Below are 24649 nucleotides of genomic sequence, written 5' to 3'. Positions count from 1 at the left end.
GGATCGAGGCGTGCCCGAGTCGACGAGCCCTCCGGCGGGCCCGCAGCTGCCTGCGCTCCCCGCGCGCCGCGACGGCCGGCGCCGGGACCGCCACGGCAGGGGGCCGCGCGGCCCCCTGCTGCCGTGGCAGCTGCCGGGCTGGCGCACCCGCGCCGACCGGTTCGACGACCTCCTGCTCGACGCCGTCGAACGCCTGGAGGCGGGCTGGGCGGACGAGCTCGCGGGCGTGGAGATCGCGGTGGAGGACGTGCCGCCGTCGGACCCGGCGCCGTGGGAGCACCGGGCGATCGCCCTGGGTCGTTACTACCCCGGCGACCGGGCCGCCGGTCTGCCCCGCCGGATCGTCGTCTACCGGCGCCCGGTGGAGTCGCGCGCGGCCGACGCGCAGGACCTGGGCGACCTCGTCACCGCCGCGCTGGTCGAGCAGGTCGCCGCGATGCTCGGCCGTTCGCCCGGCGAGATCGATCCGGACCAGCCGGGCACCTGACGCCCCGGTTCCCGGCCCGGCCGCCGGGGCGGCGCCGGCGGCGGCGTCACCGCAGGAGGACGTCGACCTGTCCGGCCGCGCGCGCGTCGGGGACGGCGCCCAGCACGCCGACGAGGCGGCCCGTGGGCACCTCGGCGTCGAGGAGCACGGCCGAGAGCACGCCCCCGACGTCGGCCGGGTCGTCCGCCGGGTCCTCCCCCGCGGCGCCGACGGGCTCGGCCGTGACGCGCACGGCCGTGGCGCCCTCGGGGGCGGGCAGGAGCTCCGTGGTGCCCGCGGCGACCTCGACCTCCTCGCCCCGCCCCGTACGGGCGAGGTCCCGCACCGAGACGCGCTGCGGAGCGTCGCCGGGGTTCGTCACGGCCACGCGGGACCGCACGTCGAGCGCCGCGTCCGGCAGGACGTGCTCCGCCGAGCGCGCCGGCTCCCCGGCACCGGTCCAGGCGAGATCGACCGCGAGGTCCCCGCTGCCCTCCGGCGCGGTGGCCTCCTGGGCGGTGACGGCAGCAGCGGCGACGGCGCCGTCGGCACGCACGCGCACCCCGTGGATCCCGTCCTCCACGCCGGTGAGTGGGACGTCGAGGACCACGCCCGGGTCGAGGACGACCTCCTCGGCCCCGCCGAGCGGCGCCCAGCCGCCGGCGGTGGTGAGCTCGATCGAGGCGGTGACCTGCTCGTCGTCGGGGTTGACGAGGCGGACGCTCCCCACGGCCCCCGGGGCCACCTCCACGGCCGGGACGAGGACCTCGTCGTCGGGCCCCGCGCCCGCGGTGACGATGTCGAGCCCGGCCGACGCCAGCCCCTGCGTGCGCAGGTCCTCCAGCGAGGCGACGACGCGGCCCCCTCGCCCGTCGACGCGCAGGGCGAGCGCCGGGGTCTCGACGGAGGCCTCGACGGGCACGGCGACGGTCGACCGCGCCGGGACGACGAGGTCGCTCAGCGCGGGTGCGTCGACGACCCCGACGGCCGTGTGGACCGTGACGTCCGCCGTCACCGGCACGGGTCCCGGGTTGGTGAGGCTGAGTCGCGCCGTCGACCCGAGCTCCGTGGAGCCGCCGACGAGCCAGGCGGACGACGCGGGGGCCTGGCAGGTCGACGCGGCGATCCCGCGCAGGTCGCCGGCGTCGGTGCGCACGACCACGGCACCGCCGCCGCTGCCCGGCACGGTCTCCCCGTCCTCCTCGACGGGGGCGATCGTGAGGACGCCGGGGTCCGCCGACGCGGTGGCCAGGGTGCGCACGGCGGAGTCGCCGGCGGCCACCTGGTCGAGCTCGACCTCCTCGCCGGCGCCGGAGTCCTGCGCCCACCACGCGCGGGCGACCGGGGCCCCGCCCACCGTCCAGGCGTGGAGCTGGGTGGTCGAGCGCACCGTGCGGTCGCCCTCGTCCTGCTCGGGGTCGGCGGGCCCGGTGTCCTCGGTCGTGGGCACGGGCACGGGTGCGCACACGAGCGGGGTCTCGGCCGCCGGCAGCGCCACGGTCGTCGCCCCTGGCGCCTCCTGGTCGGGCACCGGCAGGACGCTGCCCGACCACAGCGCGCCCGCCGTCAGGCCCAGCACGGCCACGGCTCCGACGGCGGCGCCCGTGGCCCGCACGGCTGTCCCTCGGCTCACCACTCCTCCTCCCGGCGCACGCGCATGGGCAGCGCGAGGAGCGCCACGACCCCCAGCACGACCGCCTGGCCCGCACCCATCCACACCGACCACGACTCCCGGTGCGTGACGACCAGCTCCCCACCCGCGCCGGCCGGCACGGTGAACGCCTGGAACCCCTCCCGCTCGACCGGGGCGAGCGGGGCTCCGTCGAGGGTGGCCTCCCAGCCCTCGTCCGCGGTCTCGGCGAGCACGAGCACGCGCTCGGCCTGACCGGCGTCGATCGTCGTGGTCACGTCGATCGCCTCGGCCGCCACGTCGGTGACGGCACCGCCGGCGTCCAGCCCCGACGGGCCGTCCACGGCCGTGTCCGCAGCCGTGCCTGCCTCGGGCCCGCTCTCCTCGACGAGCCGGGCCCGCGCGACCGACGTGGCGCTTCCCTCCACCGCCGGGTCGCGGGACAGGCGCAGCACGGCGCCGGAGTCGTCGTCGGTGATGACCTCGAGACCGGGCACGGACTGCAGGCGGGCGACGAGCGCCGCGCGGTCCGCGTCGGTGCCGCCCGGGAGCGGCTCCGGGTCCACGACGACGACGCCGACGGCGTGGTGGGACAGCTCCTCGACCGCGCCGGGCCGGCCGCCGTCGGTGAGCAGGGCGACGGCGCGCGCGAGGTCCTGCTCGAGCGCCCCGGTCGCGGTCCCGAGCCGGACGGCGGCGGCCGCGTCCGCCTGGCGCCTGCCGTCGCCGCGCCAGACCTCGGCGGCGACCTCGTCGCTGCCGGCGCGCAGGTGGAGCACCCGCGAGCGCTGGCCGGAGCTCTGCTGCTCGACCGACAGCGCCGGGACGGCGCTCCCGGCGCGGGGGGCGAGCTCGCTCCAGGTGCGCGACGACGCCACCCACGTGCCCACCGAGGCGAGTGGGACGAGCACGAGCGCGACGGCGCCGAGTGCTGCGAGGCCCTGGCGCAGACCGAGCTCGGTGCCGGAGAGGGCTTCCGGGATGCCGTCTGCCGCGGCGGCCACGGCGATCAGGAGGCCGAGCAGCGCCAGCGAGACGCCGGGCCCGGCCCACCCGGTGAGCGCGGCGCCGTCGGCGACGCCGCCCGGGACGCGGGTGGTCGCGGCGGCGGTGGCGAGGCCGACCGCCGCGACGAGCCAGCCGGCGCGGACCGCCCGGGCCCGGCCCAGGCGTAGCAGGGCGAGCAGGGCGAGGACGAGCAGGACCGCGCCGGGCACGAGCATCAGCAGGTCGCGCCACGGCAGGTCGAGCAGACCGGGCAGATCGGCGAGCGCGGTCGGCGCTCCGCCCGGCAGGTCCCGCGGCAGGCCGAGCAGGGCGAGCCAGGTGGGTCCGGGGTCGGACGGCAGGCCGTGGCCGGGGTCCGCGACGGCGACGGCGAGCGGGCCGCGCTCGAGCGCGGTGACGATCGTCGGCGCGAGCAGGGCCAGCGCCGGCACGGGCACGAGCAGGAGGAGCCCCCGGCGGCGCGGGACGAGCGGGGCCAGCAGGATCAGGGTGAGCGCCGCGGCGGGCAGGAGGATCGGCGCCCCGGCGCTCGCGAGCGCGAGCGCGAGCCCGGCACCCGCGGCGCCCGTGATCGCTCCCGCCCGGGTGGTGCGGCGGCTGCGGGCGGGGGGTGCGTCGTCGTGCAGGGGTGCGCCGTCGTCCCGGCGGGCGTCGACCATGCCGGAGCGGACGACGTCGCGGCGCCGCACACCGGCGATCCACGTGATGCCCAGGGCGACGAGCGGGAGGACGACGTGGGCGAGCACCGCGCCGAGCCGCCCCTGCCCGAGCGCGAGCCACAGCGTCGGTGCGGCGGCCCAGGCCAGGGCGGCCACGGCGCGCACGAGGAGGGAGCGGGTCGCGGCGCCGGCGGCGGCCCAGGCCGTGAGAGCGGCGGCGGGCACGGCCAGCAGCACGGTCAGGGTGGCGACCCAGGCCGGCGAGAGCCCGACGAGGCCGACCACCCAGGCGGCCGCGGCGACGACGGCGGCCAGCGGGTCGGCCGGGCCGGGTGCGCCGACCCCGGCGTCGACCCAGGTCGAGCGCGCGGTCGTCCACAGCTCGCCGGCGGACCGGCCCAGGTGGGCGAGCGCCCCGCCGACGGGCTGGCCGCCCCCCACGAGCGGCAGCACGAACGGCAGCGCGACGGTGAGCGCGACGACCAGCACCAGGCCGAGGGTGACCCGGCGCCTGCGGCCGAGCTCGGCGCGCTCGGCCAGCTCGAGCTCCGAGGGCGCCTCGGCGAGCCGGCGGGCGGTCGTCATCTGGCGCCGGACGGCGCGGCGGGCGGAGCGCACGTCGCCCGGGGAGGCCTCGAGCTCGCGCAGCGCGGCGCGCGACCCCCGGCCGGCGGCGGCTATCCGGCGCCGGCCGGCGGACACCCTGCCGAGACGCCCGAGCAGCCTGGTGACGGAGGAGAGCTCCGCGAGCGCCAGCGGGGTGTCCTTGCCGAGCAGTCGCCACACGGCGCGCAGCGGGCCGAGGAGGACGTACCCGAGGGCGAGCAGCGGCCATGCGCCGCGGGCGGCGAGGAGCGCGTTGTAGAGCTGGGCGGTGCGGCGGGCGGAGAAGGAGCGGGCCGGGTGTCCGCGGCGGGCGCCGGCTCCGGCGGCGCCGGCCTCGTCCGGCCCGCCGGTCCCGGCGGCGTCCAGATCGGCGTCCTCGGCCGGGAGGTCCTCGGCCGCGGCGTCGTCGGCCGACCCGGGTGCCGCGACCCGCACCCCGCCGTGAGCGGCGTCGCGCAGCCCCAGGTAGGTGGCTCGACGGTGCAGCACGTGGGCCGTGGGCTCGACGACGACCCGGTAGCCGGCGGCACGCACGCGGCGTGACAGCTCGAGGCCGTCCCCGAACGGGCCGAGCGCCGGGTCGGTGCCGCCGAGCCGGTCCCACACCTCGGAGCCGACGAGCATGCCGGCGGTGCCGACGGCGAGGACGTCCTGGCGGTGGTCGTGCTGACCCTGGTCGATCTCGCGCGGCTCGATGTCCGAGACCCGTCGGGCGCGACGGGTCGCCTGCACCCCGACCTCCAGGAGGCGGCCCGGATCGTCCCAGTCGACCTGCTTGGCGCCGACCACGGCGAGCGAGCGGCCCGCCTCGGCGGCCCGGAGCTGGCGGTCCAGGGCGCGGGGCGCGGGCGCGGAGTCGTCGTGCAGCAGCCACAGCCAGTCGGGGTGCGTCGCGGCACCCGGGTCGAGCACGCCGTCGGTGACGGCACGCATCTCCCCCGTCGTCACCGGCGAGATCTCGCCCGTGGCGGCGCGGAAGCTCGAGCCGGTGGTCGGGGCGGCGCCGGACCCGTTCTCCTTCCGGCCGGCCCGGCGCGCGGCGCGCTCGACGAGCCGGCCGTAGGCGTCCAGCCCGGCGCTGACGGCCGCCCCGAAGGTCTCGGCCTCCGGGGCGGTGACCAGCCGGACGCGCGTGGCGTCCTCGAGCCCCGAGCGGTGGACGACCTCGAGGAGCGGCTCGCCGGTGCCGATGTCCCGGCCCGGGGCGGCCACGTCGACGACGAGGACCACCTCGGGGTGGTGGGACTGCCCGGCGACGGCCGAGAGAGTCTGCTCAAGGTAGGGAGTCACCCCGCAGGTGACGACCACGGCGAGCGTCGTCGCGCGCGCGGGTGCTGCGGTGGGGCGCTCGACCACCTGCTAGACGGCGAGGCGCTTGACGCGGCGGCGCTCGCGCTCCGAGAGCCCGCCCCAGATGCCGAACCGCTCGTCGTTCTCCAGCGCGTACTCCAGGCACTCGGCGCGCACGTCGCACGACGAGCACACCCGCTTGGCCTCCCGGGTCGACCCACCCTTCTCGGGGAAGAACGCCTCGGGGTCGGTCTGCGCGCAGAGCGCGCGGTCCTGCCAGGACAGGGGGCCCTCGCCCCCGGTGTCGAGGTGCTCGAGCCCGGAGAGGTCGGTGTCCTCCCAGGACGTGGTCAAGGGTCCGTCACCCAGGATGTTCCACATGATCGTCAATGCTCCTGTCGCCGCCGTTGGCGTGAATTACACCCGTGTCATCCGTGCACAGTCAAGGGGAGGGAGCAGGATCACGGCGCGTCGCCCGGCGTGTCGCCCGCCGACGTAGCCTGGTCAAGTGCACGATGCCCTGCTGGTCGACGACCACCTCGCCTCGCTCGGGGCGGCGCCCGCCCTCACCGCCTACGGCCCCGAGGGGCGGCTCGAGGTCTCCGGCCGCGTCGCCCGCCAGTGGGCCCAGAAGATCGGGGGCCTCCTGCGCGACGAGCTGGACGCCGAGCCCGGCGACTCCCTGACGATCGACCTCCCGCCGTCGTGGCGTGCGCCCCTGTGGACGCTCGGCGCCCTCCTGGTGGGTGTCACCCCCGACCTGACCGGCGGCGGATCCGTGCCCGGCACCACCGGTACCGTGGGCTCCCTGGGCGTCGTCACCCACGATCCCACGTCGGCCCTGGCCGGTGGGGCCGGGGTCCTCGCGCTCGCCGCGCCGTCGCTGGCGATGCGGTGGCCGGGCGACCTGCCCTCCGGGAGCCTCGACGCCGCCGCGGAGACCCTCGCCCAGCCCGACGAGCTCGTCCTCCCGCCGTCCCCCGTCGAGGACGACCCGACGCTGGCTCGGGGCCTCGACGTCGGGCGTGGCCTGGCCGCCGGGGCACGTCTCGCGCGCGTGGCGACCGGGACCGCCGAGGACGTCCCGTGGGTGCTCGGCACCTGGCTCGCCCGCGGTTCCGCGGTCCTCCTGGCGCCGGGGACGCACGCCGAGGAGGCGGCGCGACTCGCCGAGGTGGAGCGGGCGAGCCTGGAGGCGGCAGACTAGGGCGATGCGCGGAATCATCCTGGCCGGCGGCGCCGGCACCCGGCTGCACCCCGTCACCATCGGCGTGAGCAAGCAGATGGTGCCGGTCTACGACAAGCCGATGATCTACTACCCGCTCACCACGCTCATGCTGGCGGGGATCCAGGACATCCTCGTCATCACCACCCCGCACGACCGGGCCCAGTTCGAGCGCCTGCTCGGCGACGGCTCGCAGTTCGGGATCAACCTCGACTACGTGGTCCAGGAGGAGCCCAACGGCCTGGCACAGGCGTTCGTCCTCGGCGCCGACCACGTCGGCACCGACCACGCGGCGCTCGTCCTGGGGGACAACATCTTCTACGGCCCGGGCATGGGCACCCGGCTGCGCCGCAACACCGAGGTCGACGGCGGGGCGGTGTTCGCCTACCACGTGGCCGACCCGACGGCGTACGGGGTCGTCGAGTTCGACGAGGACCGCCGGGCCGTCTCCATCGAGGAGAAGCCGGCGCGGCCGCGCAGCTCCTTCGCCGTGCCGGGCCTGTACTTCTACGACAACGACGTGCTGGAGATCGCGAAGAACCTCGAGCCGTCCGCCCGCGGCGAGTACGAGATCACGGACGTCAACCGCACCTACCTCGAGGCCGGCCGCCTGTCGGTGGAGGTCCTGCCGCGCGGCACCGCCTGGCTCGACACGGGCACGTTCGACTCCCTCGCGGACGCGACCGCGTTCGTCCGCACCGTGGAGGCCCGGCAGGGGCTCAAGGTCGGCTGCCCGGAGGAGGTCGCCTGGCGCATGGGCTTCCTCACCGACGACGAGCTGCGCGAGCGCGCTGAGCCGCTGCGCAAGTCCGGCTACGGGGAGTACCTGCTCGGCATCATCGAGCGCGGTCGCTGAGGTACCGGCGCCGGGGCGGCGGACGACACGCCTGACGCGCCTCTCCCCCGGTTGTCATGACTTTCTCATGACGTCGTGCTGGGATGTCGTTCATGGTGACGACGCCTGCGGGACACCTCGAGGCTGCGGCGCCCTCGCCGACGCGCGTCCCTTCCGCCGATCCGCACGGCGTCGACGAGGTGCGTGGCCCCGCCGGCGCCGCGGCGCAGGACCCGACCGACCTCGTCGTCCCGCCGTGGCGACGTGTCGCCGTGGCGATCTCCGTGGTCTCCGTCCTGGTGACGATCGCCAGCTACATCCCCACGCGGTGGACCCGGGGCGGGCTGTTCTACGGCGGCGGCGAGTGGCACCACATCTTCGACGTCGCACTCGAGAGCTCGGTGGCCACCACCTGGTCGACGATGCTCATGACGGCGGGCGCCGTGCTGTGCGGGGTGTGCGCCTGGCTGGTGCGCCGGCAGCGCACCGGGGCCGCCTGGCCCTGGGGGCTGCTCGCGCTCGGGCTCGCCGCGTTCGCCGTGGACGAGGCCTCGAGCCTGCACGAGCGGCTGCCCCTGGTCGTCGACCGGATCGGCATCGACGCCTCGCTGAACTACGTCTGGCTCGTGCTCGGGATCCCGCTGGCGATCGCCGTCGTCGCAGGGGTGGTCGTGTGCGGCCTGCGGCTGCCGCGGACCGCCCGCCGCCTGATGGTCACCGGCATCCTCGTGTTCTTCGCGGGCGCGATCGGCGTGGAGATGCTCACCGGGGAGCTCGTCACGCTCGCGCCGGACGTCCACAACCGTTACCTGTCCGAGCTCATCCACACCGAGGAGCTGCTCGAGCTGATCGGCATCGGCATCGCCGCCTGCGCGCCGCTCAGCGCGCTGCGGGTCACGCCCCGCCGCGCTGACCCGGGCGAGCTGCGGCTCGTCGTCGTCGGGCGCTGACGGCCCTCTGCGCGGGAGCGCGCATCATTGCTGCGCGACCACGCCCACGTCGAGCTGCCCCGGAAAGTCCTCGAACCAGCTCCCGGGCTCGACACTGCAGCGCAGACGGACCGTCATGCCGTGCGCGTCGAGGTTCGCCGGGTGCCCCGGGTGGGCGTCGCAGGGCGGCACAGGGACCCCGTACAGCTCGCCCTCGTCCAGGTAGTTCTGCACGTCGTCGAAGATCGTGGCTGCCGCGTGGCTCGCCGACATGCTCCCGACCAGACTCCGCACGTACTCGAATGGGGCGTCGAGGCGCGGTCCTCCTACGGCGACCCGCACGTCCGGATGGTCACCGGGCGTCGGACCCGCGGCGGACACGGCCACGGTCACACCGACCGAGCGGAACGCCCAGGTCAGGCACACCTCGAGCAGCGCCGTCACCGCCGGGTCGGCGGTCACGCGCCGGGGCACGGCTCAGGCCCCGAGGACCTCGGGGGCGGCCGCACGCCAGCGGTCCGCCCAGTCGCCGATCGGCTCCACGCCGGCGGCCCGCACCGTCTCGTGCCCGAGCACCGAGTACGCGGGGCGCGGCGCCTTCGCGGGGAACGCGTCCGACGACGTCTCCCCCACCATCGCCGGGTCCTTCCCCAGCGCCTCGACGACGAGCCGCGTGAAGCCGTGCCAGCTCACCTGGCCCGAGCTCGTCGCGTGGTACGTGCCCGGCGCGGCGTCGGCGGTGCCGAGCCGGTGGACGAGGTCGGCGACGTCGAGGGTCCAGGTCGGCTGGCCGACCTGGTCGGTGACGACCGACAGCGAGTCGCGCTCGCGGGCCAGGCGCGCCATCGTCCGTGGGAAGCACGACCCGCCCGCGCCGTAGAGCCACGCGGTGCGCACGATCAGCGCGCGCGGGTCCTCGGCGCGCACGGCCCACTCCCCCGCGGCCTTCGTCCGGCCGTAGGCGGAGGCCGGCGCCATGGGCGCGTCGGCCGGGTACGGGGCGCTCGCGACGCCGTCGAACACGTAGTCGGTGGACACCTGGACGGTGCGGGCGCCGGCAGCGGCGGCGGCGCGGGCGACCAGCTGCGGGCCGACCGCGTTGAGCCGGAAGGCCGCGGGCTCGGCGTCCTCGGCGTCGTCCACGGCGGTCCAGGCCGCGCAGTTGACCACCGTGTCGACGTCCCGCACGACCTCGGCCACCAGCGTCGGGTCCGTGATGTCGAGGCCGTCGCGGCCGAGCGGCGTGACGTCCTCGCCCCGCTCGCGCAGCAGGCGGACGAGATCCTGGCCGAGCATCCCGGCCGCCCCGGTGACCATCCAGCGCACGTCGTGCCTCCCTCGGCCCGCCCGGCCCCTCCGCGCGTCGACCACGGCCAGGGTAGTGGCGCGCCGGGCGACTAGGCTGGCCCGGCACGCGGCCCGGCCGGGCCCACCACCCGCGCGACGGAAGGACTTGGCGATGGAGATCCGCGAGCTGAAGGTCGACGGCGCCTACGAGATCACGCCGAAGCAGTTCACCGACCCACGCGGGACCTTCTTCGAGGCCTACAAGGCCAGCGCGTTCGAGGAGGTCGTGGGGCACCGCCTCGAGCTCGCCCAGACCAACAGCTCGGTGTCCTCCGCCGGCGTGCTGCGCGGCATCCACTTCGCGCAGCTGCCACCGTCGCAGGCCAAGTACGTGTGGTGCCCGCGCGGGGCGCTCCTCGACGTCGTCGTCGACATCCGGGTCGGCTCGCCCACGTACGGGCAGTGGGACTCGGTCCTGCTCGACGACGTCGACCGGCGCGCCATCTACGTGGGCGAGGGGCTGGGCCACGCGTTCTGCTCGCTCGAGGTCGGCTCGACCGCCGTGTACATGTGCTCGACCCAGTACGCTCCGGGCCGCGAGCACGGCATCCACCCGCTCGACCCGGAGATCGGCATCGAGTGGCCCACCACGGACCGCGCCGGGAACCCGATGGAGCTCCTGCTCTCGGACAAGGACTCGGCGGCGCCCACCCTCGAGGAGGTCGCCGAGCAGGGGCTGCTGCCCACGGCCCAGGAGGCGGCCGACTTCTACGCGAGCCTGAGGTGAGCGCCGGGCCGGTGCGCCCTGGGGGCGACACCCCGGCCCCGACGTCGACCGCGGTGTGCGCCGTCGTCGTCACCTACTCCCCCGACCTCGACCGGCTCGACCCGCTGGTCGCCGGGCTCGGCGAGCAGTGCGCGAGTGTCGTCGTCGTCGACAACGGTCCGGGCGGGTCGGGACTCGCGGACCTGTGCGAGCGTCGCGGCGCCGAGCTCGTCGCGCTCGGCGGGAACACCGGGATCGCGCACGCGCAGAACGTCGGGATCGAGCGGGCGGTGTCGGCCGGGGCCACGCACGTGCTGCTCAGCGACCAGGACTCCCTGCCCGCGCCGGACATGGTCCCCGAGCTGCTCGCCGGCCTCGAGCGCGGGGCGGAGCAGGGGCGGGGGCCCGTCGGGGCGGTGGGGCCGGTAGCGGGCGACGTGCGGTCCGCCTCCGAGGAGCTGGTGTACGTCCCGCGCCGGTGGGGGCCCCGGCGTGCGCTGCCGACGGACGTGGACGACGACGGCCTGATCGACGCCGCCTTCCTCATCGCGTCGGGGTGTCTGCTGCCGGCGGCCGCGCTGCACGACGTGGGGGCGATGAACGACGACTGGTTCATCGACCACGTCGACCTCGAGTGGGGCCTGCGCGCCCGGCGGGCGGGCTACCGGCTGCTCGCCGTGACGTCCGCGCGGCTCGACCACTCGCTCGGGGACAGCCTGGTCAAGCTCCCGGGTCGCGCCCAGGAGGTGCACGTGCACTCCGCCTTCCGCACCTACTTCCTCGCCCGAAACACGGTGCTGCTCCTGCGCTCCGGGCTGCTGCCGCCGGCGTGGGCGGTCGGCTACGCGGTGTGGCTGGGCAAGTACGTCGCGTTCAACTCCCTGGTCGTCCCTGGCCGGATCGACCGGTTTCGGAGGATGATGCGCGGTGTGGCCGACGGAGTGCTCGGCCGCACCGGTCCCGCTCCGACGTAGTTCGGCGCGGGCGGCAGCCTGACACCGACGCCCGCGCCCGCGCCCGCGCTCGCGCTCGCGCTCGCGGTCACCCGATACGCGTCCAGGTGCCGCAGCCGCTGGTCACGAAACCCTGGTCGCTGGACCGGATGGTGGCGGTCTGGGCACCGTTTCCTCCACCCCACCCGAGCTGTTCGTCCCACTCTCCGCTGAAACCGGCTCGCCGTTCCCAGAAGCAGTACTCGCCCCCGGAAGTACGGTACGTACCGGGTGCGATGTGCTCGCCGACGACGTAGTGGCCGTCACCGAAACGAGTCGCCGGGCTCGCCGGATATGTCTGACCGACCGGCACCCATGTACCGCACCAGTCGCTCTCGAAGCCGACGTCGGCGGACTCGATCCTGACGATCGGACGAGCTACGCCCAAGCCGTTGACAATGATGTCGGAGTCCGAGCCGGAGAATCCGCTGAGCCGCGCCCAGTAGCAGCTGCCGTCCGTCGACGTCGAGCGGTAGGTCCCTGGCGCCACGCCGTTGCGGCCGACCGAGTGCGTGCCGTCCCCGAACGTGCGCGCCCCCGCCGATGGAGGCGTCGAGGACGCTGCTGCGCGCCGGACGCCGAGGGTGTCGGTGCCGTCGCCGTTCCAGTCTCCGACGAGAGTGACGTCGGTGGTGCGGCCATAGACGAGCGTCAGGTCGGCCGCGCCAGCCGAGATCGAGTTCTTGACGAAGTATTCCGCACCTCGACGCACCGCGAACGTGTCCCTACGGTCGCCATCCCAGTCGCCCACGTACACGGCGTCCCCCGGCCTGCCGTAGACGACCTGGTCGTCGGCCCAGCCGTCGGCGAGCTCGTTGCGCACGAAGTACTCGGCGCCACGACGGACCGCGAAGGTATCCGTTCCGTTACCGTCCCAGTCACCGACGAGGACCGTGTCGCTCGACCGGCCGTACATGAAGATCCGGTCGGCGGCACCGCCGGCCAGCTCGTTGCGCACGTGGTACTCGGCGCCACGACGGACCGCGAAGGTGTCCGTGCCGTTGCCGTCCCAGTCACCCATGAGGACCGTGTCCCCCGGGCGCCCGTACGTGACCTGGACGTCGGCCGGGCCGCTCGAGTTGGTGTTCCTGAAGTGGAAGGTCGCGCCTCGACGGATCGCCAAGGTGTCCGTGCCGTTGCCGTCCCAGTCACCGACGTACACCTCGTCGCTCGCTGCGCCGTAGGTGAAGCTGATGTTGGCGGTCGCTGTCCACTGGTCGTTGAGGAAGTACTCCTGGCCGGAGCCGCCGACATCGCCACCCTTGGCGACCGCCGGTGCACCTGCGCCCACGAGGCCGGCACCGGCCAGCATCGCCACCGCGGCGGCCGAGGCCACCGTTCTCCATCTCATGTCAGACGACTCCGATCTCGGTGCGGCGACCCGACGTCGCCGGACGGTAGGAGAGTATGGGCGAACACTGACATCCGGACGAGTTTCACGGAACCGTTGGACAGGGCGCCACGGTGGGAGACAATCCTGCAGGTGACGCCCGACCGGTCGTCCCGCTCGTTGAGGAGCTCACGATGTCCTTCCCCCGTCGTCGCCGTGCCACCGCGTGGCTCGCGCTCGCCACCGCGGGCGCGCTGCTCGCCCTCCCGTCCGCCGCCGTCGCGACGCCCGACCCCGTAGAACCGGTCGGCGTCGCCACCACCGACGGGGCTGCCTCGCCCGACGGCGTGGGGTCGCCCGACGGCGTGGGCGCGCCCGACGCCGGCGCCCTGCCCGACGCGTCCGCCGACGCGAGCACCACCGCCACCGAGGTCTACCCGCGCCCGGCCGACGGCACCTGGGAGATCGAGGGCCACGGCTGGGGCCACGGCATCGGGATGTCCCAGTGGGGCGCCCAGGGTGCGGCCCTCCAGGGCGTCTCCAGCTCCTCGATCCTCGCCTTCTACTATCCCGGTACCCGGCAGGCGAACATCGGTGACCCCACGATGCGCATCCGGCTCCTCGGACTCTCGGGGCGCACCTCGATGACGGCCTGGGCGCCGTCCGGTCAGACCCTGCGCGCCACCGCCGGCGGCGCGAACCTCGGCGTGCCGACCGGCGGGCGGCTCACCGTCACCCGAACGTCGACCGGGTTCCGCCTCGAGCACCGGGCCACCCGGGGCGGCAGCGTGGGCTGGTCGACGACCACGCCGACTCCGGTCACGCTCGCCACGAACGACGGCGTGGTGCTGGGAACCTCGACGACCGGCGGCGGCACCTGGTACCGCGGCCAGGCCGCCGTGCAGCCGACGTCCGCCACCCTCGACGTCGTCAACCACGTGCCCATGGAGGACTACCTGCGCTCCGTGGTGCCCCGCGAGTCGCCGGCCTCCTGGCACCCCGCCGCGCTCGAGGCCCAGTCGGTGGCCGCCCGCACGTACGCCCGGCACGAGACGCGTGGCGGCGGCACGTACGACCTGTGCGACACGACGTCCTGCCAGGTCTACGCCGGCCGCGCCGCGGTGACGGCCACCGGCGGGGTCACCGGCCACGAGCACCCGCGCACTGACGCCGCGATCGCCTCCACCCGCGGCCGGATCCTCGAGGGTCAGACGACGCCCGGGGGCGCGTGGGGCCCCGCCTTCACGCAGTTCTCCTCCTCCAACGGCGGCTACTCGGTGGCGGGCTCGCGCCCCTACCTCGTCGCCCGGCCGGACCCGTGGTCCGGCACCGCGCCGGGCGACCCGGTGACCAGCTGGTCGACCACGCTGGCCGCGACCGACGTCGACGCCCGGTGTGCCGCGGGCGGCCGGGTGGAGGCCCTGGTGGTCACGGCGCGCGACGGCCGGGGTGACCTCGGCGGGCGCATCACCGGCCTGCGGCTGGACTGCACGACCGGCAGCGTCGACGTCAGCACGGAGTTCGCCCGCCGCCTCGGGATGCGCTCGAGCTGGTGGCGCCCCGTCCCCGAGGAGCACCCGTCGGTGTTCTTCCTCAACGACGCCTGGAGCGCGTGGGCGAACCACGAGGTCCCCCTGGGCGCGGCCACGTCCTCCCCGCTCGCGGGCGACTGGGACGGCGACCGCACCGACACGGTCGGCGTGCGGGACGGCAACCGCCTCACCCTGGCGGACGACCACACCGGCGTCGGCACGACCGTCCTCGACTACGGCCGCGCCGACGACGCGCTGCTCGTGGGCGACTGGGACGGCGACGGTGTCGACAGCTTCGGCGTGCGCCGCGGCTTCACGTACTTCCTGCGTGACGCGCTGACCTCCGGGGTCGCGGACACCGTGGTGGACTACGGCCGCGCGGGCGACGAGGTGTTCGTCGGCGACTGGGACGGGGACGGCGTCGACACCCTGGCCGTGCGGCGCGGGAACCGGTTCTTCATCGCGAACTCCCTCGCCTCTGGCCCCGCCGACCGCGAGCTGACCTACGGCCGGGCCGGCGACGTGGTGCTCGTGGGCGACTGGGACGGCGACGGGATCGACACGCTCGCGGTCCGCCGCGGCAACACCTACCTCGTGCGCAACGAGCTGACCACCGGCGTCGCGGACATCGAGCTCGACTACGGGCGGGCGAGCGACTCGGTCGTGGTCGGCGACTGGGACGGCGACTCCGAGGACACCCTCGGCGTGCACCGCGTCGAGACCTGGTAACCGGGGGCCCCGCGCCGCTGCGCCGCCGCACCCGCCTCAGCGCTCGGTGGGGCTCTCCGGCGGGACCGGCCCGGCCTCGTCCACCGGCACCTGCGCCGCGTCGTCGGGGGCTCGGCGCCTGACGAGTACCCCCGTGCCGAGGCCGAGCCCGAGGTCGACGACGGTGAGCAGGACGCGGGACATGAGCACGGTGACGAGCACGCCGCCGGAGCTCAGCAGCCCCGCGAGCATGATGCCGAGGATGCTCTCGCGCACGCCCACCCCGGCGGGCACGACGACGACGAGGAACCCCACCACCCAGGCCAGCGCGTAGCCGCTGACGGCGCGCGCGAACGTCCCCGGGGTCGGGTCCAGCCCGACGGCGGTGGCGATGAGCCAGACCTGCGTGCCCGCGAGCAGCCAGCCGACGACCGCCCAGAAGGACGCCTTGAGCACGCCGCCCGCCGAGAGCGGGTGCTCGAGCGGAGGTCGGCGGATGAGCCGCAGGGCGACGCCGAGGATCCTGTTGAGCACGGGCGGGAGCAGCACGACGACGAACACCGGCAGGAACCAGACGACCCAGCCGACCTCGGAGCGCACCGCGGGGTCGAAGGCCACGGCCCCGGCGGCCAGGGCCAGGCCCGTGACGATGGAGACCAGCAGGGAGACGACCATGCCGGACACCGAGCGGCGCCGCGGGATGTCGATGTCCTTGCCCATCTCGGCGGCGGCGACGATGTTCCACACGCCTCCGGGCAGGTACTTGCCGACCTGCGAGACGAAGAACAGGCGCGCCGCGGGCGCGAGCCCGAGTCGCGAGCCGAGGTCGATCAGCACCTCGCGCCAGGAGAGCATCGTGGCCACGACGTAGGTGATCGAGACGAGCAGGCTGACCCCGATGATCCACCAGGGCATCTGGCTCAGAGCGTCGCTGACGAGGTCCCACTGGTTGGCGACCGCGAGCACGGCCGCCCCGATGGCGGCCACGAGGAACAGTCCGCGCACCCACGGGGACCGCAGCGCCGCGAGGATCTTCTTCACGCGGTCAGCACGTCCCACAGGGGCCCGACGACGGCGGACGGCGTGAGGTCGCGGGCGCGCTCGCTCGCCCACGCGCGCAGGTCGGCGACCGCCGCCGGGTCGTCGATCAGGGCGCCGAGCGCGTCGGCGAGCGCGGCCGGGTCGCCGGGCGGGACGAGGAGGGCGGCGTCGCCGAGGAACCGGCGCTGCGGCGGGGTGTCGGAGGTGACGACGGCGCAGCCGGCCGCCAGGGACTGGTAGACCTTGTTGGGCACGACCCGCAGGCCCTTGTCGGTGTCACCGAAGATGCCGAGCCCGATGTCGTGGGCGGCGACGAGGTCCGGCAGCTTCTCGGGCGCGACCCAGTCGAGCCACTCGATCCCGGGAACGCCGGCGAGGACGGCACGGGCCTCGGCGTGGTCCTGGCCCGTGCCGACCATCGTCACCCGCAGCTCCGTGCCGCGCCGGTGCAGCTCGGCGAGCGCCCGGGCGATCGTCACAGTCCCCTGGAGCGGGGTGAACAGGCCGTAGAACGCGATGCTCGGGGTCCCGCCGGAGGAGCCGGCACGGTTCCGGCCGGCCTCGGCCCAGGCGTCCGGGGCGCCGACGGGGACGACGACGGTGCGCTCGCGCACGGCGGGGGCCGCGAGCTCGGCGTGCTCCTCCGTGTCGACGACGACGACGTCCGCCGCGCCGGTGGCGACCCGGTCGAGGGCGGTGAGCGCCCCGCCGCGCAGCCGGCCGTCGACGCCGCGGTCGCGGGCGGTGCTCGCGGCGAAGATGAGGTGGTCGAGCACGAGGGTCGCCCGGGGGAACAGCGCCCGCGCGAGCAGCACGTCGAAGTGACCGAGATACCCGACGACGACGACGTCGGGCGCACGCTCGCCCGCGAACGCGAAGGAGCCGTCGACGAGTCCGGCCCAGCGGGAGGCCAGGCGGGCCGCGAGCCGGGGCAGCAGCCACGGCCGGCGGAGCATGTCGACCCGGTCGGCCGTGCTCAGCCCGAGCGGGCGGTCGAGCTCGCGGACCGTCGCGCCGCGCTCGGCGAGTCCCTGCAGGAGGACCCCGGCGCGGGGATGGACGGACGTGTCGTACGTGCCGAAGCCGAGGACCCTCACCGGCCCGGACGCCCCTGGGACAGCTCCTCCGGCGTCACCTGGTAGTCGTGGCCGTTCGCACGTGCCGGTCCGGCGCCGATGTCCGTCGGGACGCCGTTGCGGTCGACGCCGGGCGCCACACCCACGGGGCGCGCGTCCGCCCGGGGGGCGGTGTCCGCGGAGGGCGCGACCTCACCGAGGCGCTCGCGCCTGCCGGTAGCACCGGACCCGATGTCTGCCCGGCCGCGGACCTCCGCCGAGCCGACCGGCATCGACGACGGGTCGGGTCGCCCGTCGAGCACGACCGACGGCCCGTCCGTCACGGCGGTCGGCCGCTGGCCGAGCCGGGCCGCGATCGCGTTCTCGGAGTACTGCAGCGACTTCACGCGCTCCAGGCTCTCCTCCATGAGCACGCGGTTGGTCCGCAGCAGGTCGGCGATGACGGACAGGGCGATGCTCAGCAGGGCCCCGACGAGGGCCGCCGTGCCGAAGATCAGGGACTGGACGTGCCCCCCGGCGTCGCCCATGAGGAACAGGACGAGGAACCGGACGAACGGCACGAGCCCGGCGATGAGCAGGATCGCACCGACGGTGCCGAGGATCGCGTGCGGCTTGAACATGAGGTACGAGCGGACGATCGCCGTGCCCGACTTGAACATGTGCTGCCAGATGTTCTTGAACAGCCGGGACTCACGGGTCTTGGGGTTCGTGGCGATGGCCACCGAGGCGATCCGCAGGCGCTTGTTTCCCGCCTGGATGATCGTCTCCATGCAGTAGGAGAACTGCGTGACGACGTTGAGCCGGATGAGCGACTCCTTGGAGTACGCCCGGAACCCGGAGGCGGCGTCCGGCAGCTTCGTGCCGGCGGCGAGGTTGACGACGTCGGAGCCGACCTTCTGCATCGCCTTCTTGAACGGTGAGAAGTGGGCGATCGTCGCGGTCTGCCGGTCGCCGATGACGATGTCCGCCTCGTTGTGGACGATCGGCTGGACGAGCTCGCCGATGACCTCCTGCGGGTACTGGTTGTCGCCGTCGGTGTTGACGACGATGTCCGCACCGTGCGCGAGCGCGTAGTCGACGCCGTCCCGGAAGGAGCGGGCCAGTCCCTGGTTGCGGGCGTGTCGCACGAAGTGCGTGACGCCGAGGTTGCGCGCGACCTCGACGGTGCGGTCCGTCGACCCGTCGTCGACGACGAGGATGTGGACCTCGTCGATCCCCGGGATCTCCCGCGGGATCGTGGCCAGGACGAGCGGGAGGGTCTCCTCCTCGTTCAGGCACGGGATCTGGACGAACAGCTTCATGGGTACCTCGGGTGTCGGTCGCGGCGCATCCGCGGCTGCCCCGCGAGGCAGCGGTCGGGCTGGCCCGGAACGACGCCAGGGTACCGTAGGGGCCGCGCGAGGCCGGGACGACCCCTCGGCGTGAAGGGGAGATCACTGGTGGCGCGAGACGTGGATGACAGGGGTGCCGAGGAGCCGGCTACGGACAGCCGTCCCTGGACCGCCCGCCTGCGGCCCGAGCTGCCCTGGGCCGGCGGCGTCGGCGTTCTCGCCCTGCTCATGAGCCTGACGGCGATCTTCTTCGGCACCTCCCTGTCGGCCCTCGACGAGCAAACGCACCTGGACTACGCCTACCAGGTGGCGCACGGCAACCTCCCGGCCGACGGCGACCGGCTCTCCGACTACGTCCTCGACCAGTGGTCGTGCCGCGGCCAGTCCAACCTTCCGGACCTGCCCTCCTGCGAGGACGCGCTCGCCGACGAGGTCGAACCCACCGAGTACCCGGCGCTGGGCCAGAACTACAACTCCTTCCACCCGCCCGCCTACTACGTCACACCCGCGGCCACCGGACTGGTCGCCGAGGCGGTCGGGCTGGAGTTCTCCACCGGCGCCCGGCTCGCCAACGCCCTGTGGCTGGCCGCCGGCGTCGTCGCCGTCTACGCGGCCCTGCGCACGTGGCGACTGCCGAGACCCTGGGCCTTCTCCGCGTCGGCGCTGCTGCTGGCCTTCGAGCCCGTCATCGTCTCCGGCTGGCAGGTGACGAACGACGGACCGGCCATGCTCGTCGGCGCCGGCGCCCTGTGGGTACTCGGCCGGTGGGCGCTCCACGGCCGCATCGGCTGGCTGTGGCCCACGCTCGTCGCGCTGCTGGCGGCGAGCACCAAGGTGATGAGCGCGGTCGGGCTCCTCGCCGTCGTCGGGCTCATCGGCCTCATGGCCGTGGCGGACGTGCGGCGCCGCGACTGGCGCACCCTCGGCCGACGGGCGGCCACCGTCCTCTCCCCGATCGCCGTCGTCGGCGCGTGCATGCTCGCCTGGTCCCGCTTCCAGGACGGGCGCGGCTCGCAGGCCTGGGACAACCCGCTGTACGGGATCAGCACCCGGCCGGTCGAGGGCAGCCCGTGGGACGAGACCGTGCCGACGCTGCTCGACGCGTTCGGGCTCGTGAAGTCCTCCCAGTTCCCCGGCGAGCTCACCGGCTGGCAGCTCGACACCGTCACCGCCGTGTGGTGGGTGCTGCTCACCGCCGCACCGTTCATGGCGATCGTGGCCTTCGGCACAGGACGCGCCGAGCGCCTCCTCGGCCTCGCCGCCGTCGCGGGGACCGTCGGGGCGGGCATCATCGTCCAGGCGCAGGAGGTGATCACCTCCGACCACGCCTTCCGGCTCATCTCGGGCCGGTACGCGATCACGCTGCTGCCGATCACCGTGGCAGCGTTCGCGGTGTCGCTGCACCACCGGCGGCTGGCCACGGCCCTGCACGTGGCCGTCGGGCTCTCCGTCGGCATCATGTGGCTCTCGCTTGGAGGAGTTCTATGACCACCACCCCGCGTCGGCGTCCGAAGGACGTCTTCACCGTCGCGGTGGTCGCCGTCACCCTCCTCGTGGCCGGCATCGGTGCGCTGTGGGCCGTGCTCACGCCCGGGTTCCGTGCTCCCGACGAGCCGCAGCACGTCAACACGGTCCTGCGCCTGGCGGACGGCGGCGGGTGGCCCGCGCCCGGCGAGCAGACGTTCCTCCAGGGCATGCATGTCGCCGCGGACGAGGCGGGCTGGGTCGACACCGGGCTGGAGCTCATCCGGCAGAACTCCCACTCGCACCCGGGGGCGTCCGTCAGCACCGGCCAGGAGCCGTTCGTGCTCCTTGTCCCGGACCCCGTCGATGTCGAGGACCGCACGGTCATCCTCGACGTCGACAACCGCGTCACCCTGTTCGAGCAGGTCGACCAGATGACGCAGCACCCGCCCGGCTACTACGCGCTCGCCGCCGGCTACCTCACGGTCCTGGGCGCCGACGGGTGGACGTGGGACAGCCAGCTCCTCGCGCTGCGGCTCCTCGACGTCGTGCTCATGTCCGGGATCGTCCCGCTCGCGGTGGTCGCGGCCCGGCGGCTCGGGGCCTCCCGGTCGGCCTCGCTGGTCGGCGCGTTCGCCGTCACGGCCCCCTCCCAGCTGCTGTTCGTCGGCTCCGCCGTGACGAACGACGCCCTGCTCAACCTGTGCGGCGCCGGCGTCCTCGCGCTCAGCGCCGTGGTGCTCACGAGCCGCTGGGACTGGCGCCACGTGCTCGGCCTGGGCGCCGTGCTCGGCGCGGGCCTGATGACGAAGGGCTTCATGCTCGGGTTCATCCCGATCGTGGCGCTGGCGTTCCTGCTGTCCACCGGCACGGACCGGGCGCTCGGGCGGAGGGCGCTCGCGGCGTTCTGGTCGCTGGCGGTGGCCTTCGTCATCGGCGGCTGGTGGTGGCTGAAGAACCTGGTGGTGCACGGGACGTTCCAGCCCGACGGCTATCCGGGGCGCGAGCCGCTGGACGACACATCCCACCTCGGCCTCAACCTGTGGGACTTCGCGATCGGCGCCGAGCGCAGCATCGTCAACAGCTCGTGGGGCAACTACGGCTGGCTCGAGTCCCCGCTGCCGGAGTGGTTCCAGCACGTGCTCAGCTACGTGACGATCGCGCTGGTCGTGGTCGGTGTCGTCCTCGCGGGCCGGTTCCGGCGCCACCTGCTCGTCCTGGTCGCGGCGAGCGTCGGCGTGCTCGGTGTCGTCCTGTACGGGGCGCTCAACGAGTACTACTCCACCGGGCTGCACGCCGGCCTGCAGGGCCGCTACCTGTACGTCGCAGTCGTCGGGCTGATCGTGGCCGTGACGATCGTCCTCGAGCGCACGACCCGGGGCCTGGCCGTCCGCCCGATGGTCGCGGCCCGCGTCGGCGCCGCGCTCGTGTGCCTCGCCCTCGCCGTCTACGGCCTGTGGTTCGGGTTCAGCGCGTTCTACGTCGAGTTCTACGAGACGTTCTCCACCGGCCTGAGCCGGTGGAACAACTGGAGCCACGTGGGCGTGCCGAAGCTGTTCGCGCTCACGGCCGCGACCCTCGCGGCCGCGCTCGGCTCGCTGCTGCTCCTCGGGGTGCAGGCCGCGCGCGACGCGCGCGACGGCGTGGCCGGCCCCGGCCTGGTCGGCTCGGCGGAACCAGCCGGCCTGGCGGCCCCGGAGGCCGGCTCCGCGGACGGTCCCGCGGGCTCAGCGACCGAGCCTGCCGCGAACCTTCCCGACCCCGCGGCGCAGGACCTCGCGGGTGCCGGCGTCGCGCTGGACGCGACGGGCGGAGCCGAGCAGACGGACGGCCCTGCTCCCGGCGAGCGCCGCGGGGACGCGTAGCCCCGAGCGCGGCAGCGCGTACGGCTCCACGTGGGCGCCGGCCGCGTCGAACGGCTCGTCGTCGGTGACCGGCTTCCACCCGACCGACTCGCGCGGACCGTCCGAGCGCACCCGTGCCGCGGCGTCGACGAGGAGGTCGAGGTAGGTGCGCCCCTGGACGTGCGGCGACCAGGCGAGCAGGGCCTCGCGGCGGGCGCGGGCGCCGATCCGGCGCCGCAGGGCCGGGTCCGTGACGAGCGCGTCGAGGGCCGCGGTCCAGCCGTCGACGTCGCCCGGGAGGAACCCGGTGATGCCGTCGGTCACGGACTCGCGGAACGGCTGCGTCGGCGACGCGACGACCGGCGTCTCCACGAGGGCGGACTCGAGCCACTTGATCGCCGACTTCGCCTCGTTGAAGATCGACCCGGGCGTGAGCGGGGCGAGGCTGACATCGACGTCGCGCAGCAGGCCCGGCAGGTCGTACCAGGGGACGAACGGCAGGCGCCGCACGCGCTCGGCGTGGGCGGCGAGCGCCCCGGTGGGCCGCAGGTGGCCGCCGAGCCACAGCTCGACGGACGGGTGGCGCTCGAGGATGTCGATGACGGCGGGCTCGACCATCGCCCAGTCGGCGTCGTGGGTGGTGGTGCCCGAGAAGTAGCCGATGCGGACCGGCCCCTCGGTGCGCTCGCGGCGCAGCGCCCGGTCCGAGCGGCGGGCGAGCAGGGTGCCGACGCCGTTGGGGAACCGGTAGGACGGCATGGTCGTCACCGCGGTGGCGTGCTCGCACAGCGTCTGCGTGGAGCCGACGTAGGCGTCGGCGAGCTCCATCGAGGTGCGGTAGCGGCGCACGCCGCGCCACCACAGGGCGAGCTCGTCGGCGGGCATGCCCTCCAGCCCGTCAACCTGGCCCTCGAGCGCGGGGTCGAAGATGAGGTCGTCGATGTCGAACAGGACCGGGACTGCGCGGGGCCGTGCCCGGACCTGGGCCACCAGGTCCACGATCTGGTCGGTCGCCGGCACGCGGTAGAGGACGAGGGCGTCGCAGCGGCGCGCCTCCTCGATCAGGCGGGGGTCGCGGTAGTGGCGCACCCGCGCGGAGACGCCGTGCAGCCCGAGCGCCTCGGCGGCGAGCTGGGTGCGGTACCGCTGGGGCGCCCCCTGGATGCCACTGACGAACAGGACGCGGCGCATGAGGGCGTGCTCGGCGTCCCGCGCCCCCGAGTCCGCCGTCGCCGAGAGTGCGGTTCTCGGTCCTCGAGCGTGCGGTTCGTCGTCGGGCACGTGGGCCTCCTCCCCCGGCGACGCCGGCGACACACCCGGCGACGCCGCCTCCGCCGTCCCGGCCGGCTTCCCGCACATCGCCGCGTAGCGCGCGATGAGGCCGTCGACCTGGTCGGACAGGGCGAGGACCGGGCTCGCCGATCCCTGCCCCGTGCGGGCACGGGCGCGGGCGGGGTCGGCCACGAGGCCGCGCAGCCGGGCGAGCAGCGTGTCCTCGTCGCCGGCGGGGACGATCCACCCGTTGACGTCCTCCGCGACGGCCTCCTCCGGCCCGAGGGTGTCGGTCGCGAGGACCGCGAGGCCGGCCCCGAGCGCCTCGCGGGTGAGGATCGAGTGGGACTCGCGCATGATCGAGGGCAGCACGAGGACGTCGGCGCCGGCGAGCACCCCGGCGCGGTCCTCGGGGGCGAACGGGGGGCGCAGCCGGATCTGCGGCGGCACGGGGCCGCCGGCGTCGGCGTCGGCGCGAGTGCCGTACATGTCGAGGGTCCACCCAGCCCCAGGGTCCTCGGCGGCGAGGCGGCGGGCGGCAGACAGCAGGAGCGGCCCGCCCTTGACGGCGTCGTTCCCGCCGGCGAAGAGCAGGCGCAGCGGCCCGTCGCCCGTCCGCGGCTCCGGCGCCGGGTCGCCCGCGCCGACGCCCTCGCCGACGCCGGGCAGCCCGTTCTCGTCGACCTCGAGCAGCTCGGGGGCCACGCCGTTGGCGAGGAACGTGGCGGCGGCCGAGGCCGACGGGGCGAGCACGACGTCGGCGTGGGCGAGCTCGGGGGCCAGCGCCGCGAGGCGGGCGTCGGCGTCGTCGCGGCCCCGCTCGCACCGGCACACCCCGCAGCCGACGACCAGCGAGCACGGCCTCAGGTCGCGGTCGACGAGGAACTGGCGCGTGCACTGCCACCACCAGTCGTGCGCCGTGACGACGACCGCCGCGCCCGACTCCTTGGCCGCCCGGACGAGCGAGCCGCCCAGGGTCTGCAGGGAGTGCAGGTGCACGACGTCGGGCCGCACCTGCTCGAGCCAGCCACGGAAGTCGGCCTCGACGGCGGGGTTGGCCCAGTTCTTCCGGTCCGACCAGGAGGTGTAGGGGTGGGTCTCGATCCAGCGCACCCGCACCGTGCCGTGCTCGCCGGTGTCGGTATCGTCCCAGGTCGACAGGGCGCGTCGGGAGTCGTCGAGGTGCCCGGCGTAGACGTGCGCCTCGTGCCCGGCGGCGGCGAGCGCCCGCGCGATGCGCCGCGGGACCAGCGTGCCGCCGGAGACGAAGTTCGGCGGGTAGTGGGCCGAGACCTGGGCGACGCGCATGATCTCGATCCTAGGCAGGGGTGCGGGCGGCGGCCGGACCGGCGCACTAG

18 protein-coding genes and 1 pseudogene are annotated in these 24649 nt (G+C 75.1%); 9 read left to right on the top strand and 10 right to left on the bottom strand.

Annotation, left to right across the window (positions count from 1 at the left end):
• Positions 1-46 precede the first annotated feature (46 nt).
• Positions 47-487, top strand: a complete 441-nt coding sequence (locus tag AC24HA_RS05600; RefSeq protein ID WP_463649166.1) for a metallopeptidase family protein — start codon at positions 47-49, stop codon at positions 485-487.
• 46 nt (positions 488-533) lie between these two features.
• Here the strand turns inward: AC24HA_RS05600 and AC24HA_RS05595 are convergent, their stop codons facing one another.
• From AC24HA_RS05595 to AC24HA_RS05585, 3 genes are read right to left on the bottom strand one after another with little or no spacing between them, the layout of a single operon-like run.
• On the bottom strand, positions 534-2099 hold the full coding sequence (locus AC24HA_RS05595; RefSeq protein WP_425709179.1) for a DUF5719 family protein: 1566 nt from the start codon (positions 2097-2099) through the stop codon (positions 534-536).
• Positions 2096-5725, bottom strand: coding sequence for a glycosyltransferase (locus tag AC24HA_RS05590; protein WP_425709180.1), 3630 nt, complete (start codon positions 5723-5725; stop codon positions 2096-2098). The genes AC24HA_RS05595 and AC24HA_RS05590 overlap by 4 nt, the downstream gene beginning before the upstream one ends.
• 3 nt (positions 5726-5728) lie before the next feature.
• Positions 5729-6040, bottom strand: a complete 312-nt coding sequence (locus AC24HA_RS05585; protein WP_425709181.1) for a WhiB family transcriptional regulator — start codon at positions 6038-6040, stop codon at positions 5729-5731.
• A 127-nt stretch (positions 6041-6167) separates the two neighbouring features.
• Here AC24HA_RS05585 and AC24HA_RS05580 point away from each other — a divergent pair, with 127 nt between their 5' ends.
• From AC24HA_RS05580 to AC24HA_RS05570, 3 genes are all read left to right on the top strand, one after another.
• A complete protein-coding gene (locus AC24HA_RS05580; RefSeq protein WP_425709182.1) occupies positions 6168-6866 on the top strand; it encodes a TIGR03089 family protein in 699 nt (232 codons plus the stop codon).
• A gap of 4 nt (positions 6867-6870) precedes the next feature.
• Positions 6871-7740 carry a glucose-1-phosphate thymidylyltransferase RfbA gene (rfbA, locus tag AC24HA_RS05575; protein ID WP_425709183.1) on the top strand — a complete coding sequence of 290 codons (870 nt, stop codon included), beginning with the start codon at positions 6871-6873 and terminating at the stop codon, positions 7738-7740.
• A 92-nt stretch (positions 7741-7832) separates the two neighbouring features.
• A complete protein-coding gene (locus AC24HA_RS05570) occupies positions 7833-8669 on the top strand; it encodes a hypothetical protein (protein WP_425709184.1) in 837 nt (278 codons plus the stop codon).
• Positions 8670-8693: 24 nt separating this feature from the next.
• Here the strand turns inward: AC24HA_RS05570 and AC24HA_RS05565 are convergent, their stop codons facing one another.
• Positions 8694-9110, bottom strand: coding sequence for a hypothetical protein (locus AC24HA_RS05565; RefSeq protein WP_425709185.1), 417 nt, complete (start codon positions 9108-9110; stop codon positions 8694-8696).
• Positions 9111-9125: 15 nt separating this feature from the next.
• Entirely contained in the window at positions 9126-9974 is an 849-nt protein-coding gene (gene rfbD, locus AC24HA_RS05560) for a dTDP-4-dehydrorhamnose reductase (RefSeq protein WP_425709186.1), read from the bottom strand.
• A gap of 133 nt (positions 9975-10107) precedes the next feature.
• Here rfbD and rfbC point away from each other — a divergent pair, with 133 nt between their 5' ends.
• Both rfbC and AC24HA_RS05550 read left to right on the top strand, forming a co-directional pair.
• Complete coding sequence (rfbC, locus tag AC24HA_RS05555; protein ID WP_425709187.1) at positions 10108-10722, top strand: dTDP-4-dehydrorhamnose 3,5-epimerase; 615 nt, start codon at positions 10108-10110, stop codon at positions 10720-10722.
• On the top strand, positions 10719-11675 hold the full coding sequence (locus AC24HA_RS05550) for a glycosyltransferase family 2 protein (RefSeq protein ID WP_425709188.1): 957 nt from the start codon (positions 10719-10721) through the stop codon (positions 11673-11675). The genes rfbC and AC24HA_RS05550 overlap by 4 nt, the downstream gene beginning before the upstream one ends.
• 67 nt (positions 11676-11742) lie before the next feature.
• On the opposite strand, the gene AC24HA_RS05545 is transcribed toward AC24HA_RS05550, so the two are convergent.
• Entirely contained in the window at positions 11743-13044 is a 1302-nt protein-coding gene (locus AC24HA_RS05545) for an Rv1352/Rv1906c domain-containing protein (RefSeq protein WP_425709189.1), read from the bottom strand.
• 173 nt (positions 13045-13217) lie between these two features.
• Here AC24HA_RS05545 and AC24HA_RS05540 point away from each other — a divergent pair, with 173 nt between their 5' ends.
• Entirely contained in the window at positions 13218-15284 is a 2067-nt protein-coding gene (locus AC24HA_RS05540) for a SpoIID/LytB domain-containing protein (protein ID WP_425709190.1), read from the top strand.
• Between the two features lie 36 nt (positions 15285-15320).
• Here AC24HA_RS05540 and AC24HA_RS05535 read toward each other — a convergent pair whose 3' ends face one another.
• Genes AC24HA_RS05535 through AC24HA_RS05525 form a run of 3 tightly spaced genes read right to left on the bottom strand, consistent with a single transcriptional unit; the run spans position 15321 to position 18681 of the window.
• On the bottom strand, positions 15321-16304 hold the full coding sequence (locus AC24HA_RS05535) for a lysylphosphatidylglycerol synthase domain-containing protein (RefSeq protein ID WP_425709191.1): 984 nt from the start codon (positions 16302-16304) through the stop codon (positions 15321-15323).
• Positions 16301-17401 (bottom strand): glycosyltransferase family 4 protein, encoded by a 1101-nt coding sequence (locus tag AC24HA_RS05530; protein ID WP_425709192.1) that lies wholly within the window; start codon positions 17399-17401, stop codon positions 16301-16303. Before AC24HA_RS05530 ends, AC24HA_RS05535 begins: the two co-directional genes overlap by 4 nt.
• On the bottom strand, positions 17398-18681 hold the full coding sequence (locus AC24HA_RS05525) for a glycosyltransferase family 2 protein (RefSeq protein ID WP_425709193.1): 1284 nt from the start codon (positions 18679-18681) through the stop codon (positions 17398-17400). Before AC24HA_RS05525 ends, AC24HA_RS05530 begins: the two co-directional genes overlap by 4 nt.
• A gap of 150 nt (positions 18682-18831) precedes the next feature.
• Between AC24HA_RS05525 and AC24HA_RS05520 the strand changes: the two genes are divergently transcribed.
• On the top strand, positions 18832-20199 hold the full coding sequence (locus tag AC24HA_RS05520) for a hypothetical protein (RefSeq protein WP_425709194.1): 1368 nt from the start codon (positions 18832-18834) through the stop codon (positions 20197-20199).
• Positions 20196-21440 (top strand): annotated as a pseudogene (locus AC24HA_RS05515) (glycosyltransferase family 39 protein); the annotation flags it as partial. The gene AC24HA_RS05520 and the pseudogene AC24HA_RS05515, both read left to right, overlap by 4 nt.
• Before the next feature lie 462 nt (positions 21441-21902).
• On the opposite strand, the gene AC24HA_RS05510 reads toward AC24HA_RS05515, so the two are convergent.
• Entirely contained in the window at positions 21903-24599 is a 2697-nt protein-coding gene (locus AC24HA_RS05510; RefSeq protein WP_425709195.1) for a glycosyltransferase, read from the bottom strand.
• Positions 24600-24649 lie beyond the last annotated feature (50 nt).

The sequence above is a fragment of the Georgenia sp. Z1491 genome (assembly GCF_057652395.1).
Note: the sequence above shows the minus strand (reverse complement) of the source record. Positions and strands in the feature narration are given on the sequence as shown.

What these genes read in the sequence shown, in the direction of transcription:
- AC24HA_RS05525 (WP_425709193.1), bottom strand. Translation starts at nt 18,681, where the DNA reads ATGAAGCTGTTCGTCCAGATCCCGTGCCTGAACGAGGAGGAGACCCTC.
- rfbA (WP_425709183.1), top strand. Translation starts at nt 6,871, where the DNA reads ATGCGCGGAATCATCCTGGCCGGCGGCGCCGGCACCCGGCTGCACCCC.
- rfbC (WP_425709187.1), top strand. Translation starts at nt 10,108, where the DNA reads ATGGAGATCCGCGAGCTGAAGGTCGACGGCGCCTACGAGATCACGCCG.
- AC24HA_RS05570 (WP_425709184.1), top strand. Translation starts at nt 7,833, where the DNA reads ATGGTGACGACGCCTGCGGGACACCTCGAGGCTGCGGCGCCCTCGCCG.
- AC24HA_RS05510 (WP_425709195.1), bottom strand. Translation starts at nt 24,599, where the DNA reads ATGCGCGTCGCCCAGGTCTCGGCCCACTACCCGCCGAACTTCGTCTCC.
- AC24HA_RS05585 (WP_425709181.1), bottom strand. Translation starts at nt 6,040, where the DNA reads ATGTGGAACATCCTGGGTGACGGACCCTTGACCACGTCCTGGGAGGAC.
- AC24HA_RS05545 (WP_425709189.1), bottom strand. Translation starts at nt 13,044, where the DNA reads ATGAGATGGAGAACGGTGGCCTCGGCCGCCGCGGTGGCGATGCTGGCC.
- AC24HA_RS05540 (WP_425709190.1), top strand. Translation starts at nt 13,218, where the DNA reads ATGTCCTTCCCCCGTCGTCGCCGTGCCACCGCGTGGCTCGCGCTCGCC.